Raw genomic sequence first — 23530 nt, 5'->3', positions numbered from 1 at the left:
ATTTATAATCATTTTAAATTACTGTTACTGAAATAGTTAGACATTAAAGTCACAAAACTAACGATGGTAATTGTGCTTAAAGGCATGATAATCGCAGCCACTAATGGAAGCAAATTACCGGTAACTGCAAAAGAGAGTCCAACGATATTATAAAGCAGCGATAAAACAAAACTCATCTTAATTATCGTGATCGACTTTTGTGATAATTTTAAAAAGTAATCTAATCTCGAAAATTCTGAAGCATCTAAAATAGCATCGCAAGCAGGAGAAAAAACATTGACATTTTCGGAGATAGAAATTCCAACGTTACTTTGTGCTAACGCACCTGCATCATTGAGCCCATCACCTACCATCATTACATTTTGACCTTTTTCTTGTAATTTCCTGATAAATTCAAGTTTTTGTTCTGGCTTCTGATTAAAAATTAATTCAGTTTCAAGCGGTAAAATCGACTGAAGACTTGCTCGTTCTCCGTCATTATCTCCGGACAGCACTTTGATCTGATACGTTTTACTTAAATTATGAAATAAGTTTTCTAAACCTTCACGATACTGATTTTGAAAAGTAAACTTGCCGTAATAAATGTCATCGATTTTAATATGAAGCGCTGTTTTTTCAATTTCAGATGAATCTAATCCTGAACTTTCAACAAATTCAGCAGAACCAATTTTTATTATTTTATTATTAGCGGAAGCTAAAATTCCTTTTCCAGTTATTTCCTGAAAATCATCAATTTTAACTCGTTGTGTTTCTGATAAAAAATCATACAACATGCGGCTTAATGGATGATTTGAAGCTCTAAGTACATTTTTTATCAAAATATAATCTTCTTCAGAAAGGATATTTCCTTCATACGAAATATTCGATTTTTTATTGGTGGTAATTGTTCCGGTTTTATCAAAAACAATTGTATCCACTTTTGCCAATTGTTCAATAACCAGAGCATTTTTTAGATACATTTTTTGTTTCCCCATAATTCTCAGAATATTTCCGTAAGTAAACGGTGCCGTAAGTGCCAATGCACAAGGACAAGCAACAATTAAAACCGCTGTAAAAACATTAAAAGCTGTATTGGCATCAATAAATATCCAATATCCAAAACCTGCAAATGCAATTAATAATAATATTGGAGTAAAATAACGACTTATCGCATCTGTAATCGTTTTGTGTTTCTGGAATACATTTTTCTGAAAAATTTCATTACTCCACAACTGGGTAAGGTAACTTTGTGAGACTGAGTGCAACACTTCCATCTCGATAACCTTACCAATTTGTTTACCGCCTGCAAAAACCTTATCTCCAGATTTTTTAGTAATAGGAACAGCTTCGCCGGTTACAAAACTATAATCGATTTCGGCTTTATCACTAATTAAAATACCATCTACCGGAATTAATTCCTGATTTCTAATCAATAGTCTGTTTCCTTTTTGAACATCATAGATAGGAACACTTTCTTCTGATGTATCCGTATTTATTCGCGTAACTGCAATTGGAAAATAGGATTTAAAATCCCTCTCAAAACTTAAGAAGCTATAGGTTTTAATCTGAAACATTTTTCCGAGCAGCATGAAGAAAACCAAACCAGTTAAGCTGTCGAAAAATCCTGATCCATAATTCATTACAATATCAAAGGTGCTTCGAATAAACATGACAATAATTCCTAAAGCAATAGGAATATCGATATTGAGCATTCCTGATTTTATACTTTTGTAAGCCGAAACATAATAACCGCTCGCCGAATATAAAAAGCTTGGCAAAGCCAAAAGAAAAATTAATATTCTAAAAAATGGTTTGTAATTATCTAACCAAAATTCTTTAATCTCAAAGTATTCAGGAAACGACAATAACATTATGTTTCCAAAACAGAAAAAGGCAACACCTAATTTATAGGTTAACGTTCTGTCTACATTTGTTTTACCTGTTTCATAGTTTTCTAAACTAATATAAGGTTCGTAACCAATAGAACTTAGAAGATAAACAATGGCTTTTAAGGAAACAAGATCTGAATTGAATGTAATTCTGACTCTTTTTTCCGGAAAGTTAACTTGAGATATACTTATTCCAGGTTGAATTCTGTTGAGGTTTTCAAGAATCCAAATACAAGAACTACAATGAATATGAGGAATATTTAGCGAAACAATTGAAGTATTTCCTTCCTGAAATTCCAAGACTTTTGACAAAATAGCTTCATTATCTAAGAAGTCATACTTGCCTTTAATATCTTGCGGAGTGGCACCTGGCGATTTTTCAAAATCGTAATAACAGGTCATATCATGAAGACTAAAAATTTCGTAAACGGTCTTGCATCCGTTGCAACAAAACTTCTTTTCATCAAAATTGATTTCTTCATTTTTAGCTATGGTTAACCCACAATGAAAACAACTCTGCTCACTCATAAAACTTGTTTTTTTTGATACAACAAATGTTAAAAAAACTAGAGATGATAAAAATGATATTTATCATGTTATAATGATAATGAATTCTAAAATTAACCAAATAAAACAGGTAAATAACAATATTCGCTTTTTTCTGCATTATTTTTAGGAATAATAATGGCTTCGAATGCGAATATTGGTTAATTTTGCAGTAAATATTTTTTGCCATGAATAAATGTGATCAATGCATCGTACGACAACTTTCTTCTCTTAAAGCACTTAATAAAGATGAGGTTGTAAAATTGGCTAATAGTAAGACTACCTATAAGATAAAAAAAGGAGATTCTATTTTTGAAGAAGGTGAAGTAACTAACGGCGTTTTTTGTATCAAAGATGGTGTTGGAAAACTTTCTAAATTAAGTGCAAACGGAAAAGATCAGATTGTAAAATTGGTACAATCAGGAGAACTTTTGGGTCAACGCTCTATGATTAGCAATGAACCAGCAAACTTGTCTGCAAAAGCTGTTGCGGATATGGAGGTTTGTTTTATTCCGAAAACCGAAATTTTACACTTTTTTAATAACAACAATCAGTTCTCTATGAACCTGATGCAATCTGTTTGTGAAGATTTGAAAGAATCTGAGAATGACAAAATTGCTTTGGTTCAAAAAACAGTAAAACAACGTTTGGCCGAAACATTATTGCAACTGCATGATGCTTTTGGTGAAAACGATGATAAAACGCTGAAAGTTCAACTGACAAGAGAAGAATTGGGCGGTATTATTGGTACAGCTACAGAGAGTTGTATTAGATTATTATCTGATTTTAATAAACTGGATTTGATTGAATTAGTGGGTAAAAAAATAATGCTTAAAAATATCAAAGCATTAAAAAAAATGGCCGAATAATTATAGCTTTTTAGCTTCGTTCCAGAATATATCCATTTCTGCCAAAGTCATATCCATTAAAGGCTTTCCTAACTCTCCGGCTTTACTTTCGAGATATTGAAAACGTTTTATGAATTTTTTATTCGTGCGTTCTAAAGCATCTTCAGGATTTACATTTAAAAATCGGGCATAATTGATCATAGAAAATAGTACATCACCAAATTCAGCTTCAATTTTATCCTGATCGCCAGCTTTTACTTCGACTTGTAATTCTTCAAGTTCTTCTTGTACTTTATCCCAAACCTGGTGCGGTTCTTCCCAATCAAAACCTACTCCTTTTACCTTGTCCTGAATTCGGCTTGCTTTGACCAATGCCGGCAAACTTCTTGGGACGCCTTCCAAAACAGATTTTTTACCTTCTTTCAGTTTTAACTTTTCCCAATTTTGTTTTACTTCTTCTTCATCTTTTACAACAGTATCGCTATAAATATGAGGATGGCGATGAATTAGTTTATCACAGATTTCATTACAAACATCTGCAATATCAAAATCATTGGTTTCAGAGCCAATTTTTGCATAAAAAACAATATGCAATAACAAATCTCCTAATTCTTTTTTTACTTCATTGAGATCATTATCTAAAATAGCATCTCCAAGCTCATAAGTTTCCTCGATAGTAAGATGTCTCAGGGTTTGCAAAGTTTGCTTTTTATCCCACGGACATTGCTCACGAAGTTCATCCATGATAATTAATAGTCTTTCGAAGGCTTTAAGTTGAAGTTCTTTGCTCATTTTATGAAGTTTTTTCCGGATTGTAAAGAATAGCTGTAAAAGTAAAAAATCCTGCTAAGAAAACATCTTAACAGGATTAATATATTTGAATGTAGTAAACTACTATTCTTCTTTTTTAGCTTTTGCTTTTTTAGCGGCTGGAGCTTTTTTAGGTTTTTCTTCAACAACCGGAGTTTCTTCAGGAGCTTCAACAGCAGCCGGAGCTAAATCTGTAACTAAACCTTTTGCCTGAAGTGTGTTGTACCAGTTTAATACTTTTTTAATATCAGAAGGATAAACTCTTTCTTCATCATAATCAGGAAGAATTTCTTTAAAATACGCCGCTAATGTAGCATTATCTTCTTTATGAGAAATTGCCTGACCTTTGTTTTCTTTAGTAGCAATACGCTGCATTACTTCAGTCAATGGTTTTTCTCCGTCGTAAGTATAAATTGAAATCTCTGATAATAAACTTACGTTACTTTTTAAGTTAACAGTAATTTTTTTTCCGTCTGTCAATGATTCTGCCACAAAACCTGTACGAGTTTGCACTTTCAATACATATAAACCTGGTTTCCCAGAAATGGCTAAAATTTTCTCTAAATTCATGTTTATTAAAATTAGTATTAAGAATTTGATTTATTATATTTTATTGATTCTAATTCTCTTAGATCAATTATCTCCCTTTTTTAGCTGCCGCAAATTTCATTCTATATTCCTGAAACGTTTTGCCTTCGGTAATATTTTTTAATTTCTTTTGAATCAAACGTTTTTTCAAAGATGATATTTTATCCGTAAATAAAACTCCTTCGATATGGTCGTACTCATGCTGAATAACTCTTGCAATCAAACCATCAAAAACTTCTGTTTTTACAACAAAATCTTCTTCACAATATTTTATAGTCACGGTTGGTTTTCTGTAAACATCTTCGCGAACGTCAGGAATACTCAAGCAACCTTCATTAAAACTCCATTCTTCACCTTCTTCTTTAACAATCTTAGCATTGATAAACGTTTTTTTGAAACCTTTTAAATCTTTTTGCTCTTCTGAAGGTAAATCATCATCATCACTAAAAGGAGTCGTATCAATAACAAACAAACGAATTGGCATACCTACCTGCGGTGCAGCAAGTCCTACTCCGTAAGCGTTGTACATGGTTTCATACATGTTTGCTATTGTTTCTTTTAAGTTTGGATATTCTGGCGTAATTGCCTCACCCACTTTTCTTAAAACAGGATCGCCATATCCTACAATTGGTAAAATCATTTGTGTTTTTTTAATATTTTATCTAATGAAAACTCCTGAATTTCGTTCTCATAATTCAGCTGGCAAAAATAGTAAAAAATAGTCAATGAATAATTCTAAAGATATATTATATCGCATTTTTTGCCTGCTTCTTAAAATCTCATCCATAATTATGCCAAATTAATTCGTACAATTCGTACTTTTGTTGGTAAACCTAATCATAATGTTTGATCGAATCTCGAAATTTACTAACAGTACTTCTTTTCTAAACGCCTCTAAAGTAACTATTGCTTCTGTTGTTCCTGTTTTAATTTTGAATTTTCTGGGCCATTTCGAAATAGGCTTTACAATTGCCCTGGGAGCCTTCTATACCTATCCCAGTGATGTACCGAGTTCTTTAGTACATAAAATAAAAGGTCTTATTGTGGCATCTTTTATCGTTTCAGGCGTTAATTTATTAGTAAATCTTGCCTATCCGTATCCGTATTTATTTTACCCGTTTTTAGGATTTTTACTTTTTTTATGTTCGATGATTTCCGTTTACGGACAACGCGCTACTTTAGTATCGTTCTCTGCTTTGCTGTCTATTTCATTATCATTTGGACATTTGCATGAAGGATGGGAAGCTTTTGAATATTCAGGTTTTATATTTGTTGGAGGTATTTTATATTTAGTTGTTTCGCTTGTATTTCATTTTGTACAACCTTATAAATATGTCGAATTGCAAATTGCTGAAGGCATAAAACTAACGGCAAAATACTTAAAACTAAGAGGCGATTTATGGAGCCCCGAAGCCAATCGCGAAAAAATCATCGAGAAACAACTGGCGATTCAGGTAGATCTGAATTTAATTCATGAGGATTTACGAAGAATGCTTATTGGCAATCAAAATGCATCTGCAACTACGAGCCAAAACCGAAAAATGTTATTGGTTTTTATCACTTTGGTTGAAATTCAAGAACTTGCATTATACACCTCTTTTGATCATAGCAAACTTCACGAAAAATTCGCCAAACATCCTGATGTTTTAAGAACGTACCAAAATGTAGCTTATAAACTGGCTTCGACATTAAAAAAACTTTCTAAAAACGTACATAGTATTAGTGTATATGTTGATAAAAACGATTTAAAGAATGAACTTGAGGCTCTGGAATTTGCCATTTTTGATTACGAAAAAACTTTAGGTAAGGAAGAAGCGGCAGAAGGAGTTTTGATGCTCACGAATATGCTGAAATACGCGAAAAATCAGGTTGGAAAAATCAAAATTATACAACGTGCTTTCTCGCTTGCCATGCAGTCTTTTAAATTGAAGGATAAAGATAAAGAATTAGAAAAATTCTTAACGCCGCAATATTATCCGTTGCGTACTTTAATCGAAAATTTAAGTTTTTCTTCTTCTATTTTCAGGCATTCCGTACGATTAACGATTACCATTTTAATTGGTTTTACTATTGGGCAATTTTTAGCTTTCCAAAACGTCTATTGGATATTATTGACGATTGTGGTGATCATGCGTCCTGGTTATGGTTTAACAAAAGAACGTTCTTACAACAGAATCTTCGGGACTATTCTGGGAGGTTTATTAGCTTTTGGAATTGTATCTGTGATTCAAAATCACGTTGCACTTAGTATACTGTCTATTGTATGTATGCTTTTAGGAATTTCTTTTACTCAAATCAATTATAAAATAAGCGCCACTTTTGTTACGATGTATGTGGTTTTTATTTACGGAATTTTAACTCCAAATGTCGTCGAGGTTATTCAGTTTCGTGTTTTAGATACATTAGCCGGAGCAACTCTTGCCTTTTTAGCCAATCAGTTTTTATGGCCGGCCTGGGAGTTTATTAATACGCCTATTCATATCGAAAATTCAATAAGGGCCAATAGAAATTATCTTAAGGAAATTGCTGATTTTTATAATAAAAAAGGCGAAATACCTACCTCGTATCGATTAGCAAGAAAAAATGCTTTTGTTGAAATTGGAAATTTAATGACCTCTTTTCAGCGTATGATGCAGGAACCAAAATCGAAACAAAAAACGTTGCCATTAGTAAATAAACTCGTGGTTTTGAATCATTCGATATTATCTGCTTTAGCGTCATTATCGACTTATATTCAGTCGCACCAGACGACATCAGCTTCAGAATCGTTTAATTATATTATAAAAACAATTCTTTCCAACTTAGATCATTCGATTTCTATTTTACGAAATGAAACTATAATAACGGATACTTTCTTTGATAAAGAGGATGTGACTTTGCAATTTGAAGAACTCAAACGCGTTAATTTTACCCGTTTGATTAAAGATGATGAACTCGACAAAGAAACGCGTCAAGCCAAAATGCAGGAAGCTCAGATGGTCATTGAACAATTGATCTGGATGAGTAATCTGGCAGAAAAGATTTTAAAAATTACAAAAGAATTTAAAGCAACAAATCCAGATTAATTCATCTGGATTTGTTGTTTATAATATAAAAGTTAAGCTTAATTACTTAGTTTTAAAACTTCCGAAGTATGTTTTCTAAGTTCTGCTAAAAGCTCTGGTTTGTCATTTAAAGTTTGTCCGTAAGAAGGAATCATACTTTTCAGTTTTGCTTCCCATTCCGGTGTTTTTATTTGACTGGTAAAACATCTTCCAATCAAATCAACCATAATAGCAACTGCAGTCGATGCTCCAGGAGAAGCTCCTAATAACACCGCTAATGTTCCGTCATGAGTATTGATCACTTCTGTACCAAATTCTAAAACTCCACCTTCTTTTTCATCTTTTTTAATTACCTGAACACGTTGCCCTGCTTTTTCTAATTTCCAGTCTTTAGAACGTGCTGATGGTAAATATTCGCGTAAAGCCGCCATCCTGTCTTTTGGAGACTGACGAACCTGCTCTATTAAATATTTAGTTAATGGAATATTATGGAATCCCGCTGATAACATTGGGATTAAATTATTTGCTTTTATAGATAACGGTAAATCTAAATAAGATCCGTTTTTAAGGAAACGAGTCGAGAATCCTGCGAAAGGACCAAAAAGCAATGCTTTCTCTCCATCAATCACACGTGTATCGATATGTGGAACCGACATTGGTGGTGCTCCTACACTTGCTTTACCATATACTTTTGCCTGATGCTTAGCAATTACTTCAGGATTTGTGCATTTTAGCCATTGTCCGCTTACCGGAAAACCTCCGTAACCGTTTCCTTCAGGAACTTTTGCTTTTTCTAACAAAGGCAATGAACCTCCACCTGCACCAATAAATACAAATTTAGTATATGCTTTTCTTGTTTGACCGGTTGTTAAATCAGTAATTTTAATTCTCCATGATTTATCCTCACGTTGTCTTAACTTCTTTACTTCATGGTTAAAGTATAAAGAAACACCATCTAGTTTTTCTAAATAATTAAACATACTTCTGGTCAAAGCTCCGAAGTTTACATCGGTACCAATTTCCATGTGGGTTGCGGCTAATTTATCGTTAGCTTCTCTACCTTCCATAACAAGTGGCATCCATTCTTTCAGTTTCTCAAAATCAGTACTAAATTCCATTTGAGAAAAAATAGGATTGCTTTGTAAAGCTTCGAATCTCTTTTTAAGATATTCAACATTTTTATCTCCCCACACAAAACTCATATGAGGAACACTTTTAATAAAATTATCTGGAGACGGTACTTTATTTTGTTGTACCAAGTAAGACCAAAACTGACGCGAAATCTCAAAAGACTCTGCTATACTGATTGCTTTTTTAGGATCAATACTTCCATCAGCCTTCTCTGGGGTGTAATTTAATTCACAAAAGGCCGAATGTCCTGTTCCTGCATTATTCCAAGCATCAGAACTTTCTGCAGCAGCGACATCTAAACGTTCATAAATTTCAATTTTTATATCCGGTTGCAGCTCTTTTAAAATTAATCCAAGAGTTGCGCTCATAATTCCAGCTCCAATAAGCACTACTTCACTATTGGAACGTATTGTATTGTCAGGCATAACAGTAATTTGTTTTTAAAGTGCAAAGGTACTTTTTATAATTGCAAAAAAAAACTAAAATCACATGATAAAAGTTATGTTTTTACTAAAAACATAAGGTTAAGAAATTGCAAAGCGGCAAAAATTAAAAACGGTTTGAAGAAAGATAATCCTGAAGCATTATCGTAGCTGAGATTTCATCAATTAATCCTTTGTTTTGGCGCTGTTTTTTACTTAATCCGCTATCGATCATAGTTTGAAATGCCATTTTCGAAGTAAAACGCTCATCGACACGAACCACTTTTATATCCGGAAAAATATTCGAGAAATGAGTAACAAATCCTTTAATTACAGAAGCACTTTCTGATGGTTGCCCGTTCATTTGTTTCGGCTCACCAATTAAAACCGTTTCTACTTTTTCCTTTGAAAAATAATCTTTCAAAAAATCGATCAGATCATTGGTTGGAATCGTAGTTAATCCTGAAGCAATAATTTGCATTTCATCAGTTACAGCTATTCCTGTACGTTTTTGTCCGTAATCTATAGAGAGAATTCTTGGCATTTTTGAATTTTTAACAAAGATATAAAGGAATAATGAACTTAAAAACAATCTTTATGTTTTAAAATTCTTAAAATAAAACCCACGATGTGATGTTATATTGCATTTTTATATACAATTTTAACAAAATTCCTTTTTAATCAGAAAAATGTGGTTTAATATTTCATAATTTCAAAAAAAATAAGTTCTTTTGCGTCAAATTTAATACGCTCTTTAAAACATTGAATGCCAAATTTTTAAAAAGCAAACCGAGAATAATAAAACATTAAGCCCCAAATGAATAACTACAAAAAATGTATTGCTTTATTTTTAAAAAGATTTCTTTTAATTGTTCTAATCTACCAATTAAGCAGAGCATTGTTTTACTTCATGAATTTGGATTTGTTTGATACTTTTACATTTCAAACATTTATTGGTGGACTTTTCTTTGATTTTGCTGCCATTAGCTATCTTAATATTATTTTCCTGGTGGCTCATTTACTTCCGGGTAATTTTAAATACAGTAGTTCATACCAACGCATACTTAAGATTACTTTTTACGTTGTCAACCTTATCTTTATAGCAACTAATTTTATCGATATTATCTATTATCGCTTTACTTCCAGAAGAAGTACTTTTGGCATGATTACCGCTAAAGGTATGGAGCAGGAAGCCATTGGACTAATCCCTTCATTTCTTGCTGAGTTCTGGTATATTGCACTTATTTTTATCGCGATTAGCATTTTATTTTGGAAATTACTTCCGGATTTAAATAAAAACATAACAAGACAAGATATTACCAAAAAAGATTACGTTCTAAAATTTAGCTATTTAGCGCTTTCAATTGTAGTATTATTGATTTTAGGACGTGGCGGATTCCAAAAAAAGCCAATAAAAATCGTTGACGGAATTAAATACGGAGCATTAAGCAATACTGCTTTAGTATTAAATACTCCTTTTACAATCTTAAAAACTATTGCCAAAAAAGAAGATATTGAAAACACTACTTATTACAATACAAAAGAGTTAAAATCAATATACAATCCGGTAATTTCATTACACCCTAACAAACCTGCTATCAAAAAAAATGTAGTGATTTTGATTTTAGAAAGTTTTGGAAATGAAAATATCCGACGCGGACAAACTCCTTTTCTGGATTCGCTTATCACAAAATCTTACTATTTTAAAAACGGGTTTGCCAACGGAAAAGTTTCTATTGATGCGGTTCCTTCTATACTTTCAAGTATTCCGAGTTTAATGAATAATTCGTTTATAACTTCTAGTTATTCTTTAAATAAAATAAATGGACTGCCGAAAATTTTCAAGAATGAAGGTTATAAAACTTCTTTCTTTCACGGTGCTTTTAATGGAAGCCAGAACTTTGACCAATATGCAAAAGTAGCAGGATTTGATCAATATTTTGGAAAAGACGAATATACAGGTAAAGAAGCATTTGACGGACGATGGGGGATTTTTGATGAAGAATTTTTACAGTTTTATGCCGAAAAATTAACCTCATTCAAGCAGCCATTTTTCAGCTCTCTATTTACTATTTCTTCTCACAATCCTTATATTATACCAGAAAAGTACAAAGGAAAATTTCCAAAAGGAACAACTGTCATTCAGGAAAGTATTGCTTACAGTGATTATGCTTTGAAAAAGTTTTTCGAAACGGCAAAAAAACAAAAGTGGTACAACAACACTCTTTTTGTAATTTCTTCTGATCATACTTCTGCAGGAGGCGATCAGGAAGCTGATCAAACCAATATTGGGAAATTTAGAATTCCAATCTTATTTTTTGATCCTTCAAATCCTGAATTAGTAGGTATTGATGAAAAAAACTTTCAGCAAATCGATATTATGCCTAGTATATTAGATTACTTAAATATTAAAACTGATATGGTAAGTTTTGGTAAAAGTTATAAATCTAAAGACAACTTTGTGGTTTATTACCTTCAGGGAACGTATCATTATATTAAGGACGATTATTATTTGGCTTTTGCAAATAACCAGACTATTGGTCTTTATAACTGGAAAAAAGACGTTTTATTAGAAGATAATCTAATTAACAAGGACAAAGCTAAAGTTAAAGAATACGAAAAATTCATAAAAGCTTACATACAATCTTTCAACGAAAGAATAATTTATAACAAGTTAGCCCTTTAAACAAAAAGTCCGTTTTGAAAACTCAAAACGGACTTTTTTTCCAAATATGCAAACCTAAAAAAATCAAATACTATCTATTAAATAATCTCCTGAAGAAACCTCTTTCCTCTTCTTCTTCCTCCTCTTCTACAACTACTCTTTCTTCATATTGAGCAAATTTTGCCTGACCTCTTTCGTGTTCAAAAATGAGGTCTTTAATATATTCAACATAAGTTTTCTTCTTTTCTTCTAAAAATCCAATAAGGTACTTTTCACTAAATTCCATTCCGCTTGCTGCCTCTATCTGCAAAAGTTTTTTATAAAGAGGTTCAATATGCAATGCGATAACTTCTTGCGGTACAGCCTGGCGTCTTCCAAAATAATTTACAATCACACCATTTTCGTCTCTTGAAATTTCAAAATCAGTAATTACCCAATAGAATCTTCCTGATTTTGCCAGGTTTTTTACAATCGCGTGAAAGTTTTTTCCGTTTTTAAGATTTTCCCAAAGTACTTTAAAAATTACTCGGGGCATATCCGGGTGGCGAATAATATTGTGCGGTTGCCCCATTAATTCATAATCTTCGTACCCTGACACATCAACAAAAGTCTCATTGGCATATTCAATAATACCAAAAGCATTTGTTTTACTCATAATAACCTGAGTTTTGTCCCATGAGACCTCTTTATCTATAATAGGTCTTTGTCCGTGAAGTTGATTTTCCTGATTCATGTCTTATTGCTTATATAATTTGTTTTGGAATGGTATTTTCAATTTCCCTTATTTCTCTGGGGAAATTCGTGGTGCGAAATTAATTAGAACAAAAAAGTCAAAACCTGATTTTTGTCATATTCTGACATTAAAAAAACTTTTAGTGGTATTATCTCTTCAAAAATTCAACTATAACAGCTGTATTTTATTTATCAAATTAAAAACAAAAAGTTATATCTGTAACATTTTCAAAAGCATTTACTTTTTTGCATTTGCACAAATACCCTATCTTTGCCAAAAATTAAAACTTATGAATTCTTTACAGACTATAATTGAACAAGCTTGGGAAAACAGAGCTTTATTACAAGAAACTACTACAACTGATGCTATCAGAGAAGTTATAGAATTGGTTGATGCAGGAAAATTACGTTGTGCTGAACCAGTTGGTGATAAATGGCAAGTAAACGAATGGGTGAAGAAAGCTGTTGTGATGTATTTCCCAATTCAAAAAATGGAAACATGGGAATCTGGTATTTTCGAATATCACGACAAAATGTTACTTAAAAGAGGTTATGCTGAAAAAGGAATTCGTGTAGTACCAAATGCTGTTGCACGTTACGGAGCTTATATTTCTAGTGGTGTTATTTTAATGCCAAGTTATGTAAATATTGGTGCTTATGTTGATGAAGGAACTATGGTTGATACCTGGGCAACTGTTGGTAGTTGTGCACAAATTGGTAAAAACGTTCACTTAAGTGGTGGTGTTGGTATTGGTGGAGTTTTAGAGCCATTACAAGCTGCTCCTGTAATCATCGAAGACGGTGCTTTTATTGGTTCTCGTTGTATTGTTGTAGAAGGAGTTCACGTAGGTAAAGAAGCTGTTCTTGGTGCTAACGTTTGTTTAACTGCTTCGACAAAAATTATCGATGTTACTGGTGATGAACCTGTTGAAATGAAAGGTTTTGTTCCTGCACGTTCAGTAGTAATTCCTGGAAGTTATACTAAAAAATTCGCTGCTGGTGAATTTCAGGTTCCATGTGCTTTGATTATTGGTACACGTAAACCATCTACAGATTTAAAGACCTCATTAAATAATGCACTTCGCGAATACGACGTTGCTGTATAAGGTTTAAAATAAAGCAAATTAAAAAATCCAAATTCCAATGATTATCAATTGGAATTTGGATTTTTTTTGCTTCAATTTGTAGACTCTTAATAAGATTAAGCTTTCTATATGAAGATACTTGTAATTCAGCAAAAAATGATTGGAGATGTTTTGATCAGCAGTATAATATGCAATAACCTGCGTACTGCTTATCCGGATGCTCAGATAGATTACTTGGTTTATGCCTCGACAACTCCGGTTTTAGAAGGCAATACAAGTATTGACAATATTATTTTGTTTGAAGAAAAACACCGCAAAAGCAAAAAAGAACTATTAAACCTTGGAATCCAGATTCGGAATCAAAAGTATGATTTGATCATTGATGCTTATTCAAAATTAGAAAGCTGGATTTTGATGTTATTGAGTAATGCTAAGCGAAAAATTTCATATAAAAAACCCGGAAGAAACTTTTTATATACTGACAATGTTCCGTTTGAAGCTCTTCCTAAAACCAATTTAGGTTTAGCCATAGAAAGACGACTTTCGTTATTAGAACCTCTTGATTTAGAGACACCAATCGATCCTATTCCAAAATTATTTGTTTCTGAAAAAGAAAATCAGGAAGCTATCGCGCTTTTTGAAAAACATAATGTCTCAAAAGATCGAAAAACAGTTATGATTAGTCTTTTAGGAAGCGAAAAATTAAAAACATACCCTTTAGAGTTTATGTCTAAAGTAGTAGACTACGTTGCTGATACTGCAGATGTCAATATTCTTTTTAATTATTTTCCAAAGCAATTAGAAGACGCTAAAACCGTTTTTAATGCTTGCAAACCTTCTACCCAGAAAAAAATATATTTTGATTTACTGGGCGATGATCTCCGTTCGTTTATAGCTATTATGAACCAATGTGACTTAATTATAGGAAACGATGGCGGCGCTATCAATATGGCAAAAGCACTTAAAAAGCCATCATTTATTATTTTCTCTCCGTGGATCGAAAAGAAAATATGGGCCACTTTTGAAGACGGAATTCATCATCTATCTGTGCATTTAAAAGATTATCGCGAAGATTTATTCGATAAAAAAACAGAAAAAATGCTCAAAAAAGAGTCTTTATCATTGTATAAAGAATTTAATCCTGAATATTTTAAAGCGCAAATTGAATCGTTTTTAAATCAAAACCTAAGCAATTCTATCTAATGACTTTGCCTAAAAAACAAACCTTAACGGCATTAGTAATTACTTATAACGAAGAACAGAATATAAAAGCTGTTCTTAATAATCTGGCTTTCGCCGATGAAATAATTGTGGTAGATTCTTTTAGTTCAGACGCTACTTTTGCAATAGCTTCATCCTTCAAAAATGTAAAAATTGTTCAGCGTGTTTTTGATAATTTTGCTTCTCAACGTAATTATGCATTAAGTTTAGCTACAAATTCATGGATTCTTTTTATTGATGCCGATGAAAGGTTAACAACTGAACTTGAAAAAGAAATCAGCAGTATTATTAATAAGCAAAGTAGCGCTTCGGCTTATTTCATGCACAGAACTTTTATGTTCCAGAATAAAAAGCTGCATTTTAGCGGCTGGCAAACAGACAAAATCATTCGCCTTTTCAAAAAAGAAAATGCTTATTACAATCATGAAAAAATTGTACATGAAAAATTAATTACAGCGGGAGAAACCGGAAAATTAAAAAATAGATTAATTCATTATTCCTACTCTACTTATGATGATTACAAGCAAAAGATGATCCACTACGGGCAATTGAAAGCGCAGGAAGAATTAGTAAAAAAAACAAAACCTCATTTTTTTCATTTTTATATACGTCCTGTTTACCAATTTCTAAATCAGTATATTCTTCGGTTAGGAATTTTAGACGGAAAAAAGGGAATTATTGTTTGTTACCTAAATGCTTTAAGTGTTGCCGTACGTTTTCAGGAACTTAAGAAATTAAGATCAAAAACTACGATTTCCAGAACTTAAGTTTCTTTTTCAATCTTTTTTTTCTGGCAAACTCATCCTGAAAATGCGTAGTCGCATGCCACATTTTTTCAAAAATTTCAGCTTCTGACTTTTCTTTATAGAATTTAGAATATTCATTGCTCATTACAGCAATCATTTCCTTTTTAGGAGTTAGGCGACTAAAGTTATTCATTCGCTGCTCAAAACTCATGTTTTCATGAAAATTCATTCGGTTTAAATCGACCAGGAAGAAACCGTATTGATTGTTATCGTTCTTTTTGATTAATGTGTTTCCGGGTGAATGATCTAAAAACTCTACTCCTTTTTCATGAAGATCAAAAGTAAATTTTGTAAACTGTCTTAAAATAGCATCGTTATCCGGATAATCCGGAATTTCAACCAATTCTCTGTATGTCAATTCGGTTACTAAATGCTCACTTGCATAATAACTGTCTTTTAAACCTACAATATTAAAATTTTCAAGAAATGCAATTGGCTGTGGAGTTCCAATTCCTTTTTCTAATAAAATTGTAGCATACTCAAACGAACGTCTTGCTTTCGATTTTCTAAAATATCGATAAGCAATCTTATTCACTATATTCGGAATTTTAAATGATTTAATATTGATGGTTTTTCCCTCTAAATCAAACAATTTTATTTTATTGCGGTCTCCATTTCCAAAAAGTTCACCCGAAGAATTAAACGTTTTGATTTTGTCAAGAATTGACGAAGTACTATTTTCGAAAGAAGGATTTACTTTAAAATTCATCAGTAGTTTTTTATAAGGAACAAAAGTACATATACGATTTAACACTTCAAATTATTATTGTATTTTCGTAAAAAAAAGAACTAAATGCCACAAAAAAGTATTTTCCTGGAGACACATAATATCAGTAACAGAGCATCAGGTTTAGGAACTTTTAATTACGAATTAATTAAAGGGTTATCTACATTAAACCTGAATGACTTTGAATTAACTTTAAACAGTGCAAAACCAGAACTTCTTAAAGAGGAATTTAAAGATAAATTCAAGTATCATAAATACAATAGTCTTTCGCGTCATCCTTTGTTCAGAATTCGAAAAAGATACGATTTATGGCATTCTGTAAATCAAAATATTAAAGTCGAACCTTTTTTTAAAACAAACTATTTACTTACGGTTCATGATATTCATTTTGTCGAAGAAATTTCTTCAGACAAAAGTTCTAAACTGCACAAACTTTTTAGAAAAAAACTCGAAAGAGCCACTGCAATTACTTATATCTCAGAATTTGCAAAAAAAAATACGCACGAACATTTTAATGTACCCAATGTTCCTGAATATGTTATTTATAACGGAAACCCAATTTCGGCGCTTTTAGATACTTCTTCTTTTGTTTCAACAGTTCCGGTAGACAAACCTTTCTTTTATACAATTGGAGATTTTATCGAAAGAAAAAATTATGCTTCAATCATTACTATGATGAAAGGAATAAAGGATTTTAATCTAATCATTTCCGGAAACAATAATAAAAAGTATGGCGAAGAAATCAAGAAGTTAATTGATGACAATGGCCTTAGCAATCAGGTTTTCCTAACCGGAAAAGTATCTGATGAAGGAAAACAGTTTTACATGAAAAATTGTACGGCATTTCTTTTCCCTTCAATTCGCGAAGGTTTTGGACTTCCCCCAATTGAAGCAATGAGTTTTGGCAAACCAATATTTTTATCTGATAAAACTTCTTTGCCTGAAATTGGAGGTGATGTTTCAAATTACTGGACCAATTTTGATCCTGAATATATGAAAGAAGTTCTTTTTGACGGATTAAATCATTTCGAAAATAATAAAACCGAAATCGAAAACCAACTGAAAAAAAGAGCTGCAAGTTTCGATTGGAAAATTGCAGCTTCAGAATATTTGAATGTTTATAAAGAAATACTAAAATAATAGTATTTCTTTATAAATGCTTGAACCATTGTCCGATGTTTTTGCTCCAGATGTAAAGATTTGAAGGCGCTACTTTACAAATGTCGATATTATTTTTAATCTCACTATAGGTCGTACCTTTTACAAAAGCCAGTTTTTTCCATTTTTCAGGCTCCATATAAAAGAAGTCACGCATCGATTTATAATTATCCTTATTCACTGATTTCCATTTCTGCATAAACGAATCCGGGTTTACTTCATCGTTATGTCCCCAGTTCTTAAACTTATATTCTATTTCTTCTGCTGTTCTTGATAAAGTTTCATGCCATAACAAATTACGCGTATATATAATTCTCTGACGTGTATTTCTAGCTACTTTATAATCCGGATAATTAGTTGCCATAAGTCCTCTGGTGGCTTTATCTACATACAATAAACCTCCATCAGTGTACTTAAACATATTAATTAAAAAAGCAGCAACCTGTATTCTGTTGTTTTCCGGATCATCTAAAAAGTTGTCATGCTTTCTTAAATCTTTTACAAACTTTTTAAAATCTAAGAAATATTCATCACTATCCACCTGTATAAGCCAGTTCCCGATTCCCATTTTTAAAGACAGCATATGACGCTCTCTGTTGTCATTTTCGATGGCCGAAAGTTCAGGCACATAAAAATTGTCACGATAAATGGTAATCTTATTTTGGGTATCAAATTGTTTTATCCATTCGAAAAACTGATCATCAACCTCAAAAATTTGACCTGACCAGGTTCTAAATTTTTCATCAACTGCTAAAAAGATAGCATCGGCATCATTGTACACAAGAGGAATTGATATTTTTAGTTTTTCGTAATCATAAGAAAATAAAAAGCCAACGTGGATTTTTTTCATTTATTTAAATTTGTTAGGGCAAAGATAAAAACATTCCGAAATTATCTATAAAATTACCACTTATTCTTTAAGATAATTTTAACTTATATATTATCTTTGCTTTGTTGAAACAAAAACCATGCAAAATCATGCAAATTCCTGAAATTTCTGTTATAATTCCTGTATTTAACGCTGCTCCATTTTTGCAAGAAAGCATAGAAAGTATCCTAAATCAAACATTCTCAGACTTTGAACTTATAATATTAAATGATAAATCTACTGATGAAAGTTTAGAAATAATTAAAAAAATTCAATCTAAAGATAATCGGGTAATTATTATTGATAAAGAACAGAATGTTGGTCCGGCAAACCTCAGGAATGAAGGAATTAACGCTGCAAGAGGTACCTTTATTGCCTTAATGGATGCTGATGACATTGCTTTACCAACTCGTTTTGAAAAACAAATAACAGTATTAAAAAATAATCCGGAAATTGGAGTTTGCGGCACAGGGTTTACTTTTTTTGGATCTAAAAAAAATAAAACCATAAATCACAGTAACAATCACGATGCTATAAAAGTATCTTTTTTACACAGTTGTAACATTGGTAACCCAACTGTTATGTTTAAAAAAGAAGTTTTAGGCGATCTAAAATTCGACAATGATTATGTTCCTGCTGAAGATTATGATTTATGGAGCCGATTATTGGCTAAAACGCATTTCTATAATATACCGGAATCTCTGCTAAATTACAGGCAACACGATAACAACATTAGTAAAACAAAAATTGATAATGTTAACCGATCTGTAAAAAGAGTAAAAATAAAACAGTTAGCTGCACTTGAAATAGATCCGGCAGATCCCAAAATTGATTTTTATTTAAATACAGTTTCATTGCAAAAAAAACTTTCGCCTGACGAAATTATTGAAACCATAAATGCATCAAAATTCCTGCTTTCGCAGAATGAAAAGATTCAATATTTCAATCAGAACTTATTCAAAAAACATATTGATAAGGTTTTAGTACGTACTATTCGAAATGCTAATTCATTTAATCTTCCTTTTTACAAACATTTAAGTAAAAAAGAAAAGGCTTTATTTCAGAAAATAAGCCTTTTTGATCGAACGATTTTATATTTTAAATCTTTATTTGGTCGCTAAGAATTCTAAAATCATGATTTTATATATTTCAAAAAATATTTGAATTTTAAAGATAAACTGGCTTTCTCTAAAAATTCATTAATTGCTTTTTGAGGTTCTTCAATGTTTTTAAATTCTTCTGTTTTACGCAGTTTCAAAGCTTCAAACGCAGACGCTTTTAATAACGAAGCCATTACTTTTTCGATATTTTTTGTTCTGGCTTGCGGAATATTATCATAAATCTCTTTTACATTGAGATAAGAAGAATAACGCTGAAAAAACGTTGATTTTAACGAAAATACACCTCCGGGATGCAATCTGTAAACAGCTGCCTGAAAATTTAAAAAAGCTCCTTTTCCATGGCAAAGCGCCAATGCATAAAGCGTATTATCTTTACCGTATTTGAATTTTTTATAATCTAAAGGATCAACAGCATCTTTTTTGAATACGCTGGTCAGCGTTAAAGTACAATAAGGCTGAAAAATGGTATCAAAGTCGATGGTATATACTGATGGTAAAGTTTCCTTGAAATTATTTGGCACTAATTCAGTTCCTTTTCGATTAAGATAATCAGTCCAGGTGATAACATATTCTTTATTATTTTCTAAAAAGTCGACTTGTTTCTGCAATTTCAATTTATCGATCCAATAATCATCTCCTTCGCATAACGCAATATACTTTCCTTTCGCCATAGGAAATGTAAGATCACTCCAAAAATTAACTTTTTTAGAATATTGGTTTTCCTTTTGTAAAATAGGTTTAATGATAAGTGGATAGTTCTCTGCAAATTCCTTTACAATAGCAGGAGTATTATCTGTAGAAGCATCGTCATGAACAATAATTTCAAAAGGAAATGTTGTTTCCTGTTTTAAAAAGCCTTCTAAAGTTTCACGAATAAATCCTTCATGATTAAAAGTATCACATAAAATACTGACAAATGGTTTTGTATCATTATTTATCCAACTTGAAATAATAGTATTCTGATCTCTCATACTAGATTTTATTTATTTTTTAAAGTATCACAAAGTGATAGTTTTGTTATATAACGGAATCATTTTCTCCTTAAATGCTTTCACTCCAAATCTTGAAATGGCATTTTTAGATATCAAATCGTGATTGAATTGAAGTTCCTTATTTAATATTTTTAGAATATTTTCGGCAATAGCCTTAAAATCTTTTACAGGTACAATAATACCATTTTCTTTAGTAATAAATTCATTAACACCTCCCGATTGAGTAGTAATTACAGGAACTCCTGTAAATAATGCCTCTAAAGGAGAAACTCCAAAAGTTTCACAAAGACTTGTAAAAACAAAAACATCTGACTTTTGTAATGCTAAAACAATTTCTTCTTTTGAAGCCGTTTCTACAACTTCGATTTGTATATTTTTAAATTGAAAGCTTAAAATTAAATTGTTTACTTCTTCCATACAATCAGTTCCCCAGGCATTAATGCCAATCCAGGTAAACTTTATCTTTTCGTAATTCAAACTGTCAATAATTTTCAACGCTTTTAATGTTTTAATCTGATTTTTTATTGGTGCATATGCTCCTACTGTTATAATTTCAAAATACTCGCTTTTCGTTCTATTACAATTATTAAAAAGCTTTTCATCTACAGTATTACCTACGTTAACAAAATCACCAAAAAAATAATTTGTTGCAAATTGTCTGACCACATCATTACTTACAACTAAATTAAATTTAGATTTTTTCAAAACAGCATCAAGCTTTTTAATCTTTTGCTTACTAACATTCCTTAATGTAAATTGATTATGTTCTGTTAGCAAATAAGGAGTCTTATACTCTTCATGATAACTTAAAGCCCAAAATGCTGCATCAAAAACACTTTGTGCATGAAGTAAATCAATATTAATTTTATCCTTTTTTAAATATTGATGTAAAATTCTAAAAGCTTTCTTTTCAATTATTTTTAAAAAGTAGTTGTTTTTAAAAATTTTAAACGAGGGATAATATAAATATAGAATCGTAATCTTCTCTTTATAGGTGTTTTTTTCAATCTTGAAAATTTTCTTATAATTTTCAATTTTAAACTTAACGGGGCGAAAATTTATCAGGACAAAATTAAAATCATCACTTAATATCAAAGCCTGCTCCATAAAGAAACTTCCCAATCCTAACTCATAATCAAGCCAAGAGCAAATCATTAAAACATTTTTCTTAGTATTCAATTTATTCTTATTTAATTTAAATGCGAATTTAAACTTTATATAAGAATTTTACTATATAAAAATAGTTTTAAAATTCAAGCTTTTTCGCCGGAACCCCAAAAACCGTAGTGTTTTCTTTTACGTTTCTAATAACCAGACTTGCTGCGCCAACAGTAGCTCCTTTTCGAACTATTACATGAGGCAATACTGTAGCGCGGGTGTTAAGTGTAGATTCTTCTTCAAGTACAACAAAACCGCCTGTAAAAGAATAAGAACTTAAATGTGCCCATTTATGAATTTTAGTATCATGCCCTAAACCAACATACCCTTGTATCGTAACAAAGTCCTGAATTATGCAGTCATTACTAATATTGGCATACATAAAAACGAGTAAACCAGTCCCCACTATAACATTTGTATTTAGTTTTGTCGAAGGATGAATAAGATTAATAAACGAACCTCCTTTTGCTAAAATTAGCTCTGCATAATGTTTCTTCCATTTTACAGTTCCTAACGCACAGACAAAAACATCATTTTCCTCGACAACATAATTTTCTACAGAAGAAATAATTGAAGGGTAACTTTCGAAACCATCAAGTGCATCTGCTTTATCATCCAGAAAACCTTTAATAACATATTCGATATTAAAACCTGAGCATTGTGTGGCGAGATCGTAAACCTCACGACCAAAACCTCTTGCTCCTACTATTATTAAATTCTTCATTATTCTATTATTAAATTACATGCACCCCACGAATATCCTACTCCAAAACCTGCTAAAATCACATTTTTACTAGTGGCTAATTTCGCCTGCTTTTGAGCTTCGTATAAAGCAATCGGAATGGTTGATGAAACTGTATTGCCACAATGTTCCATGGCAATACAAAATTTATCTTCGGGGATTTTTATTTTTTTCCTTAAATGATTCAACATGTATCTATTGGCCTGATGAAAAATAAACAAGTCAATATCTTCTTTTGTCAGGTTTGACTTCTCTAAAATTGATGCTGTAAGCTTTGGAACAAATTCGCCTGTAAAATTGAAAATTTCGGTTCCGTTCATGAATAGATTCTTATCATTTCTCACATTCCCAAATTCATCTTTGATATCTTCATTTTCATCCGAAACAGGAAAACGCATACCTCCTTGCTTTACAATAAGGTTCTCTGCTCCTTTTCCGTCTGTACCAAAAATAAAATTACCTATAGAACAAAAACCTTTTTCAGTAGTAATTAATGTAGCCGCAGCAGCATCACCAAAAATGGTTTTATTGCTTTTATCATTTGGATGAATAAATTTCGAATATGTTTCTGAGGTAATCAGCAAAACATTTTTAGCCATTTCACCCGCAATCAAGCCTTTTGCTAAACTTAAACCATATACAAAACCAGAACATCCTAAATTAAAATCTAAGGCTCCTATTGATGTATTTAATCCTAACTTATCCTGAATAATACATGCTGTAGTAGGCAAAAAATAGTCAGGGCTCTGCGTGCAAAACAATAAATAATCAATAGTTGATTTGTCTATATTATGCTCGGCAAATAATTTCTCTGCTGCTTTTACCGCCATGTCTGATGAAAACTCATCACTGGCACTTATATGTCGCGAATTGATTCCCGTTTTAGAGCTAATTTTTTCGATATCCCATTCAGGAAATTCCTGATGAATTAAATCATTAGATAAAACGGCTTCGGGTAAATAATAGGATATGGCTTTTATATTCGCTTTCATTGTCGG

Annotated in this window: 21 protein-coding genes; 8 read left to right on the top strand and 13 right to left on the bottom strand. The window is 31.7% G+C overall.

Features of this window, described 5'->3' with window-relative positions:
• Positions 1–8 precede the first annotated feature (8 nt).
• Positions 9–2396: a heavy metal translocating P-type ATPase gene (locus tag L0669_RS13120; protein ID WP_263758148.1), complete on the bottom strand. Its 2388-nt coding sequence runs from the start codon at positions 2394–2396 to the stop codon at positions 9–11.
• A 206-nt stretch (positions 2397–2602) separates the two neighbouring features.
• Here L0669_RS13120 and L0669_RS13115 point away from each other — a divergent pair, with 206 nt between their 5' ends.
• Positions 2603–3283 (top strand): Crp/Fnr family transcriptional regulator, encoded by a 681-nt coding sequence (locus tag L0669_RS13115; protein ID WP_173972740.1) that lies wholly within the window; start codon positions 2603–2605, stop codon positions 3281–3283.
• On the opposite strand, the gene mazG is transcribed toward L0669_RS13115, so the two are convergent.
• The 3 genes from mazG to def form a co-directional block, all read right to left on the bottom strand.
• Entirely contained in the window at positions 3284–4054 is a 771-nt protein-coding gene (mazG, locus tag L0669_RS13110) for a nucleoside triphosphate pyrophosphohydrolase (protein WP_263758147.1), read from the bottom strand. It abuts the gene before it with no gap.
• A gap of 102 nt (positions 4055–4156) precedes the next feature.
• Positions 4157–4642: a DUF5606 family protein gene (locus L0669_RS13105; RefSeq protein ID WP_263758146.1), complete on the bottom strand. Its 486-nt coding sequence runs from the start codon at positions 4640–4642 to the stop codon at positions 4157–4159.
• Positions 4643–4709: 67 nt separating this feature from the next.
• On the bottom strand, positions 4710–5300 hold the full coding sequence (gene def / locus L0669_RS13100; RefSeq protein ID WP_263758144.1) for a peptide deformylase: 591 nt from the start codon (positions 5298–5300) through the stop codon (positions 4710–4712).
• A gap of 202 nt (positions 5301–5502) precedes the next feature.
• Here def and L0669_RS13095 point away from each other — a divergent pair, with 202 nt between their 5' ends.
• Positions 5503–7725: an FUSC family protein gene (locus L0669_RS13095; RefSeq protein ID WP_263758143.1), complete on the top strand. Its 2223-nt coding sequence runs from the start codon at positions 5503–5505 to the stop codon at positions 7723–7725.
• Positions 7726–7763: 38 nt separating this feature from the next.
• Here the strand turns inward: L0669_RS13095 and L0669_RS13090 are convergent, their stop codons facing one another.
• Both L0669_RS13090 and ruvX read right to left on the bottom strand, forming a co-directional pair.
• Entirely contained in the window at positions 7764–9260 is a 1497-nt protein-coding gene (locus L0669_RS13090; RefSeq protein ID WP_263758142.1) for a malate:quinone oxidoreductase, read from the bottom strand.
• Between the two features lie 124 nt (positions 9261–9384).
• Entirely contained in the window at positions 9385–9801 is a 417-nt protein-coding gene (ruvX, locus tag L0669_RS13085) for a Holliday junction resolvase RuvX (protein ID WP_263758141.1), read from the bottom strand.
• 273 nt (positions 9802–10074) lie between these two features.
• Here ruvX and L0669_RS13080 point away from each other — a divergent pair, with 273 nt between their 5' ends.
• Positions 10075–11943, top strand: coding sequence for an LTA synthase family protein (locus L0669_RS13080; RefSeq protein WP_263758140.1), 1869 nt, complete (start codon positions 10075–10077; stop codon positions 11941–11943).
• A 70-nt stretch (positions 11944–12013) separates the two neighbouring features.
• Here L0669_RS13080 and L0669_RS13075 read toward each other — a convergent pair whose 3' ends face one another.
• The gene (locus L0669_RS13075; RefSeq protein ID WP_173972748.1) at positions 12014–12655 is read right to left on the bottom strand and encodes a PAS domain-containing protein; all 642 of its coding nucleotides are present in this window, start codon (positions 12653–12655) and stop codon (positions 12014–12016) included.
• Positions 12656–12944: 289 nt separating this feature from the next.
• Here L0669_RS13075 and L0669_RS13070 point away from each other — a divergent pair, with 289 nt between their 5' ends.
• The 3 genes from L0669_RS13070 (at position 12945) to L0669_RS13060 (ending at position 15727) form a co-directional block, all read left to right on the top strand.
• Positions 12945–13760: a 2,3,4,5-tetrahydropyridine-2,6-dicarboxylate N-succinyltransferase gene (locus tag L0669_RS13070; RefSeq protein WP_026982140.1), complete on the top strand. Its 816-nt coding sequence runs from the start codon at positions 12945–12947 to the stop codon at positions 13758–13760.
• A gap of 108 nt (positions 13761–13868) precedes the next feature.
• The gene (locus tag L0669_RS13065) at positions 13869–14942 is read left to right on the top strand and encodes a glycosyltransferase family 9 protein (protein ID WP_263758139.1); all 1074 of its coding nucleotides are present in this window, start codon (positions 13869–13871) and stop codon (positions 14940–14942) included.
• Positions 14942–15727: a glycosyltransferase family 2 protein gene (locus L0669_RS13060; RefSeq protein ID WP_263758138.1), complete on the top strand. Its 786-nt coding sequence runs from the start codon at positions 14942–14944 to the stop codon at positions 15725–15727. The genes L0669_RS13065 and L0669_RS13060 overlap by 1 nt, the downstream gene beginning before the upstream one ends.
• Here the strand turns inward: L0669_RS13060 and L0669_RS13055 are convergent.
• The gene (locus L0669_RS13055) at positions 15708–16475 is read right to left on the bottom strand and encodes a Kdo domain containing protein (protein WP_263758137.1); all 768 of its coding nucleotides are present in this window, start codon (positions 16473–16475) and stop codon (positions 15708–15710) included. The genes L0669_RS13060 and L0669_RS13055 overlap by 20 nt on opposite strands.
• An 84-nt stretch (positions 16476–16559) precedes the next feature.
• Here L0669_RS13055 and L0669_RS13050 point away from each other — a divergent pair, with 84 nt between their 5' ends.
• Complete coding sequence (locus L0669_RS13050) at positions 16560–17633, top strand: glycosyltransferase family 4 protein (protein ID WP_263758136.1); 1074 nt, start codon at positions 16560–16562, stop codon at positions 17631–17633.
• Positions 17634–17643: 10 nt separating this feature from the next.
• On the opposite strand, the gene L0669_RS13045 is transcribed toward L0669_RS13050, so the two are convergent.
• Complete coding sequence (locus tag L0669_RS13045) at positions 17644–18501, bottom strand: hypothetical protein (protein WP_263758135.1); 858 nt, start codon at positions 18499–18501, stop codon at positions 17644–17646.
• 128 nt (positions 18502–18629) lie between these two features.
• On the opposite strand from L0669_RS13045, the gene L0669_RS13040 reads away from it, so the two are divergent.
• Positions 18630–19640 (top strand): glycosyltransferase family 2 protein, encoded by a 1011-nt coding sequence (locus L0669_RS13040; RefSeq protein WP_263758134.1) that lies wholly within the window; start codon positions 18630–18632, stop codon positions 19638–19640.
• 11 nt (positions 19641–19651) lie between these two features.
• On the opposite strand, the gene L0669_RS13035 is transcribed toward L0669_RS13040, so the two are convergent.
• The 4 genes from L0669_RS13035 to L0669_RS13020 all read right to left on the bottom strand — a co-directional run bounded on the left by L0669_RS13035 (position 19652) and on the right by L0669_RS13020 (position 23524).
• Positions 19652–20611, bottom strand: a complete 960-nt coding sequence (locus L0669_RS13035) for a glycosyltransferase (RefSeq protein WP_263758133.1) — start codon at positions 20609–20611, stop codon at positions 19652–19654.
• Between the two features lie 27 nt (positions 20612–20638).
• The gene (locus L0669_RS13030) at positions 20639–21811 is read right to left on the bottom strand and encodes a glycosyltransferase family 4 protein (RefSeq protein ID WP_263758132.1); all 1173 of its coding nucleotides are present in this window, start codon (positions 21809–21811) and stop codon (positions 20639–20641) included.
• A gap of 67 nt (positions 21812–21878) precedes the next feature.
• On the bottom strand, positions 21879–22514 hold the full coding sequence (locus tag L0669_RS13025; RefSeq protein ID WP_263758131.1) for an acetyltransferase: 636 nt from the start codon (positions 22512–22514) through the stop codon (positions 21879–21881).
• Positions 22514–23524 carry a ketoacyl-ACP synthase III gene (locus L0669_RS13020; RefSeq protein WP_263758130.1) on the bottom strand — a complete coding sequence of 337 codons (1011 nt, stop codon included), beginning with the start codon at positions 23522–23524 and terminating at the stop codon, positions 22514–22516. Before L0669_RS13020 ends, L0669_RS13025 begins: the two co-directional genes overlap by 1 nt.
• Between the last annotated feature and the right edge of the window lie 6 nt (positions 23525–23530).

It is taken from the genome of Flavobacterium bizetiae (assembly GCF_024271895.1).
Lineage (GTDB): Bacteria > Bacteroidota > Bacteroidia > Flavobacteriales > Flavobacteriaceae > Flavobacterium > Flavobacterium bizetiae.
Note: the sequence above shows the minus strand (reverse complement) of the source record. Positions and strands in the feature narration are given on the sequence as shown.

What these genes read in the sequence shown, in the direction of transcription:
- L0669_RS13120 (WP_263758148.1), bottom strand. Translation starts at nt 2,396, where the DNA reads ATGAGTGAGCAGAGTTGTTTTCATTGTGGGTTAACCATAGCTAAAAAT.
- L0669_RS13115 (WP_173972740.1), top strand. Translation starts at nt 2,603, where the DNA reads ATGAATAAATGTGATCAATGCATCGTACGACAACTTTCTTCTCTTAAA.
- mazG (WP_263758147.1), bottom strand. Translation starts at nt 4,054, where the DNA reads ATGAGCAAAGAACTTCAACTTAAAGCCTTCGAAAGACTATTAATTATC.
- L0669_RS13105 (WP_263758146.1), bottom strand. Translation starts at nt 4,642, where the DNA reads ATGAATTTAGAGAAAATTTTAGCCATTTCTGGGAAACCAGGTTTATAT.
- def (WP_263758144.1), bottom strand. Translation starts at nt 5,300, where the DNA reads ATGATTTTACCAATTGTAGGATATGGCGATCCTGTTTTAAGAAAAGTG.
- L0669_RS13095 (WP_263758143.1), top strand. Translation starts at nt 5,503, where the DNA reads ATGTTTGATCGAATCTCGAAATTTACTAACAGTACTTCTTTTCTAAAC.
- L0669_RS13090 (WP_263758142.1), bottom strand. Translation starts at nt 9,260, where the DNA reads ATGCCTGACAATACAATACGTTCCAATAGTGAAGTAGTGCTTATTGGA.
- ruvX (WP_263758141.1), bottom strand. Translation starts at nt 9,801, where the DNA reads ATGCCAAGAATTCTCTCTATAGATTACGGACAAAAACGTACAGGAATA.
- L0669_RS13080 (WP_263758140.1), top strand. Translation starts at nt 10,075, where the DNA reads ATGAATAACTACAAAAAATGTATTGCTTTATTTTTAAAAAGATTTCTT.
- L0669_RS13075 (WP_173972748.1), bottom strand. Translation starts at nt 12,655, where the DNA reads ATGAATCAGGAAAATCAACTTCACGGACAAAGACCTATTATAGATAAA.
- L0669_RS13070 (WP_026982140.1), top strand. Translation starts at nt 12,945, where the DNA reads ATGAATTCTTTACAGACTATAATTGAACAAGCTTGGGAAAACAGAGCT.
- L0669_RS13065 (WP_263758139.1), top strand. Translation starts at nt 13,869, where the DNA reads ATGAAGATACTTGTAATTCAGCAAAAAATGATTGGAGATGTTTTGATC.
- L0669_RS13060 (WP_263758138.1), top strand. Translation starts at nt 14,942, where the DNA reads ATGACTTTGCCTAAAAAACAAACCTTAACGGCATTAGTAATTACTTAT.
- L0669_RS13055 (WP_263758137.1), bottom strand. Translation starts at nt 16,475, where the DNA reads ATGAATTTTAAAGTAAATCCTTCTTTCGAAAATAGTACTTCGTCAATT.
- L0669_RS13050 (WP_263758136.1), top strand. Translation starts at nt 16,560, where the DNA reads ATGCCACAAAAAAGTATTTTCCTGGAGACACATAATATCAGTAACAGA.
- L0669_RS13045 (WP_263758135.1), bottom strand. Translation starts at nt 18,501, where the DNA reads ATGAAAAAAATCCACGTTGGCTTTTTATTTTCTTATGATTACGAAAAA.
- L0669_RS13040 (WP_263758134.1), top strand. Translation starts at nt 18,630, where the DNA reads ATGCAAATTCCTGAAATTTCTGTTATAATTCCTGTATTTAACGCTGCT.
- L0669_RS13035 (WP_263758133.1), bottom strand. Translation starts at nt 20,611, where the DNA reads ATGAGAGATCAGAATACTATTATTTCAAGTTGGATAAATAATGATACA.
- L0669_RS13025 (WP_263758131.1), bottom strand. Translation starts at nt 22,514, where the DNA reads ATGAAGAATTTAATAATAGTAGGAGCAAGAGGTTTTGGTCGTGAGGTT.
- L0669_RS13020 (WP_263758130.1), bottom strand. Translation starts at nt 23,524, where the DNA reads ATGAAAGCGAATATAAAAGCCATATCCTATTATTTACCCGAAGCCGTT.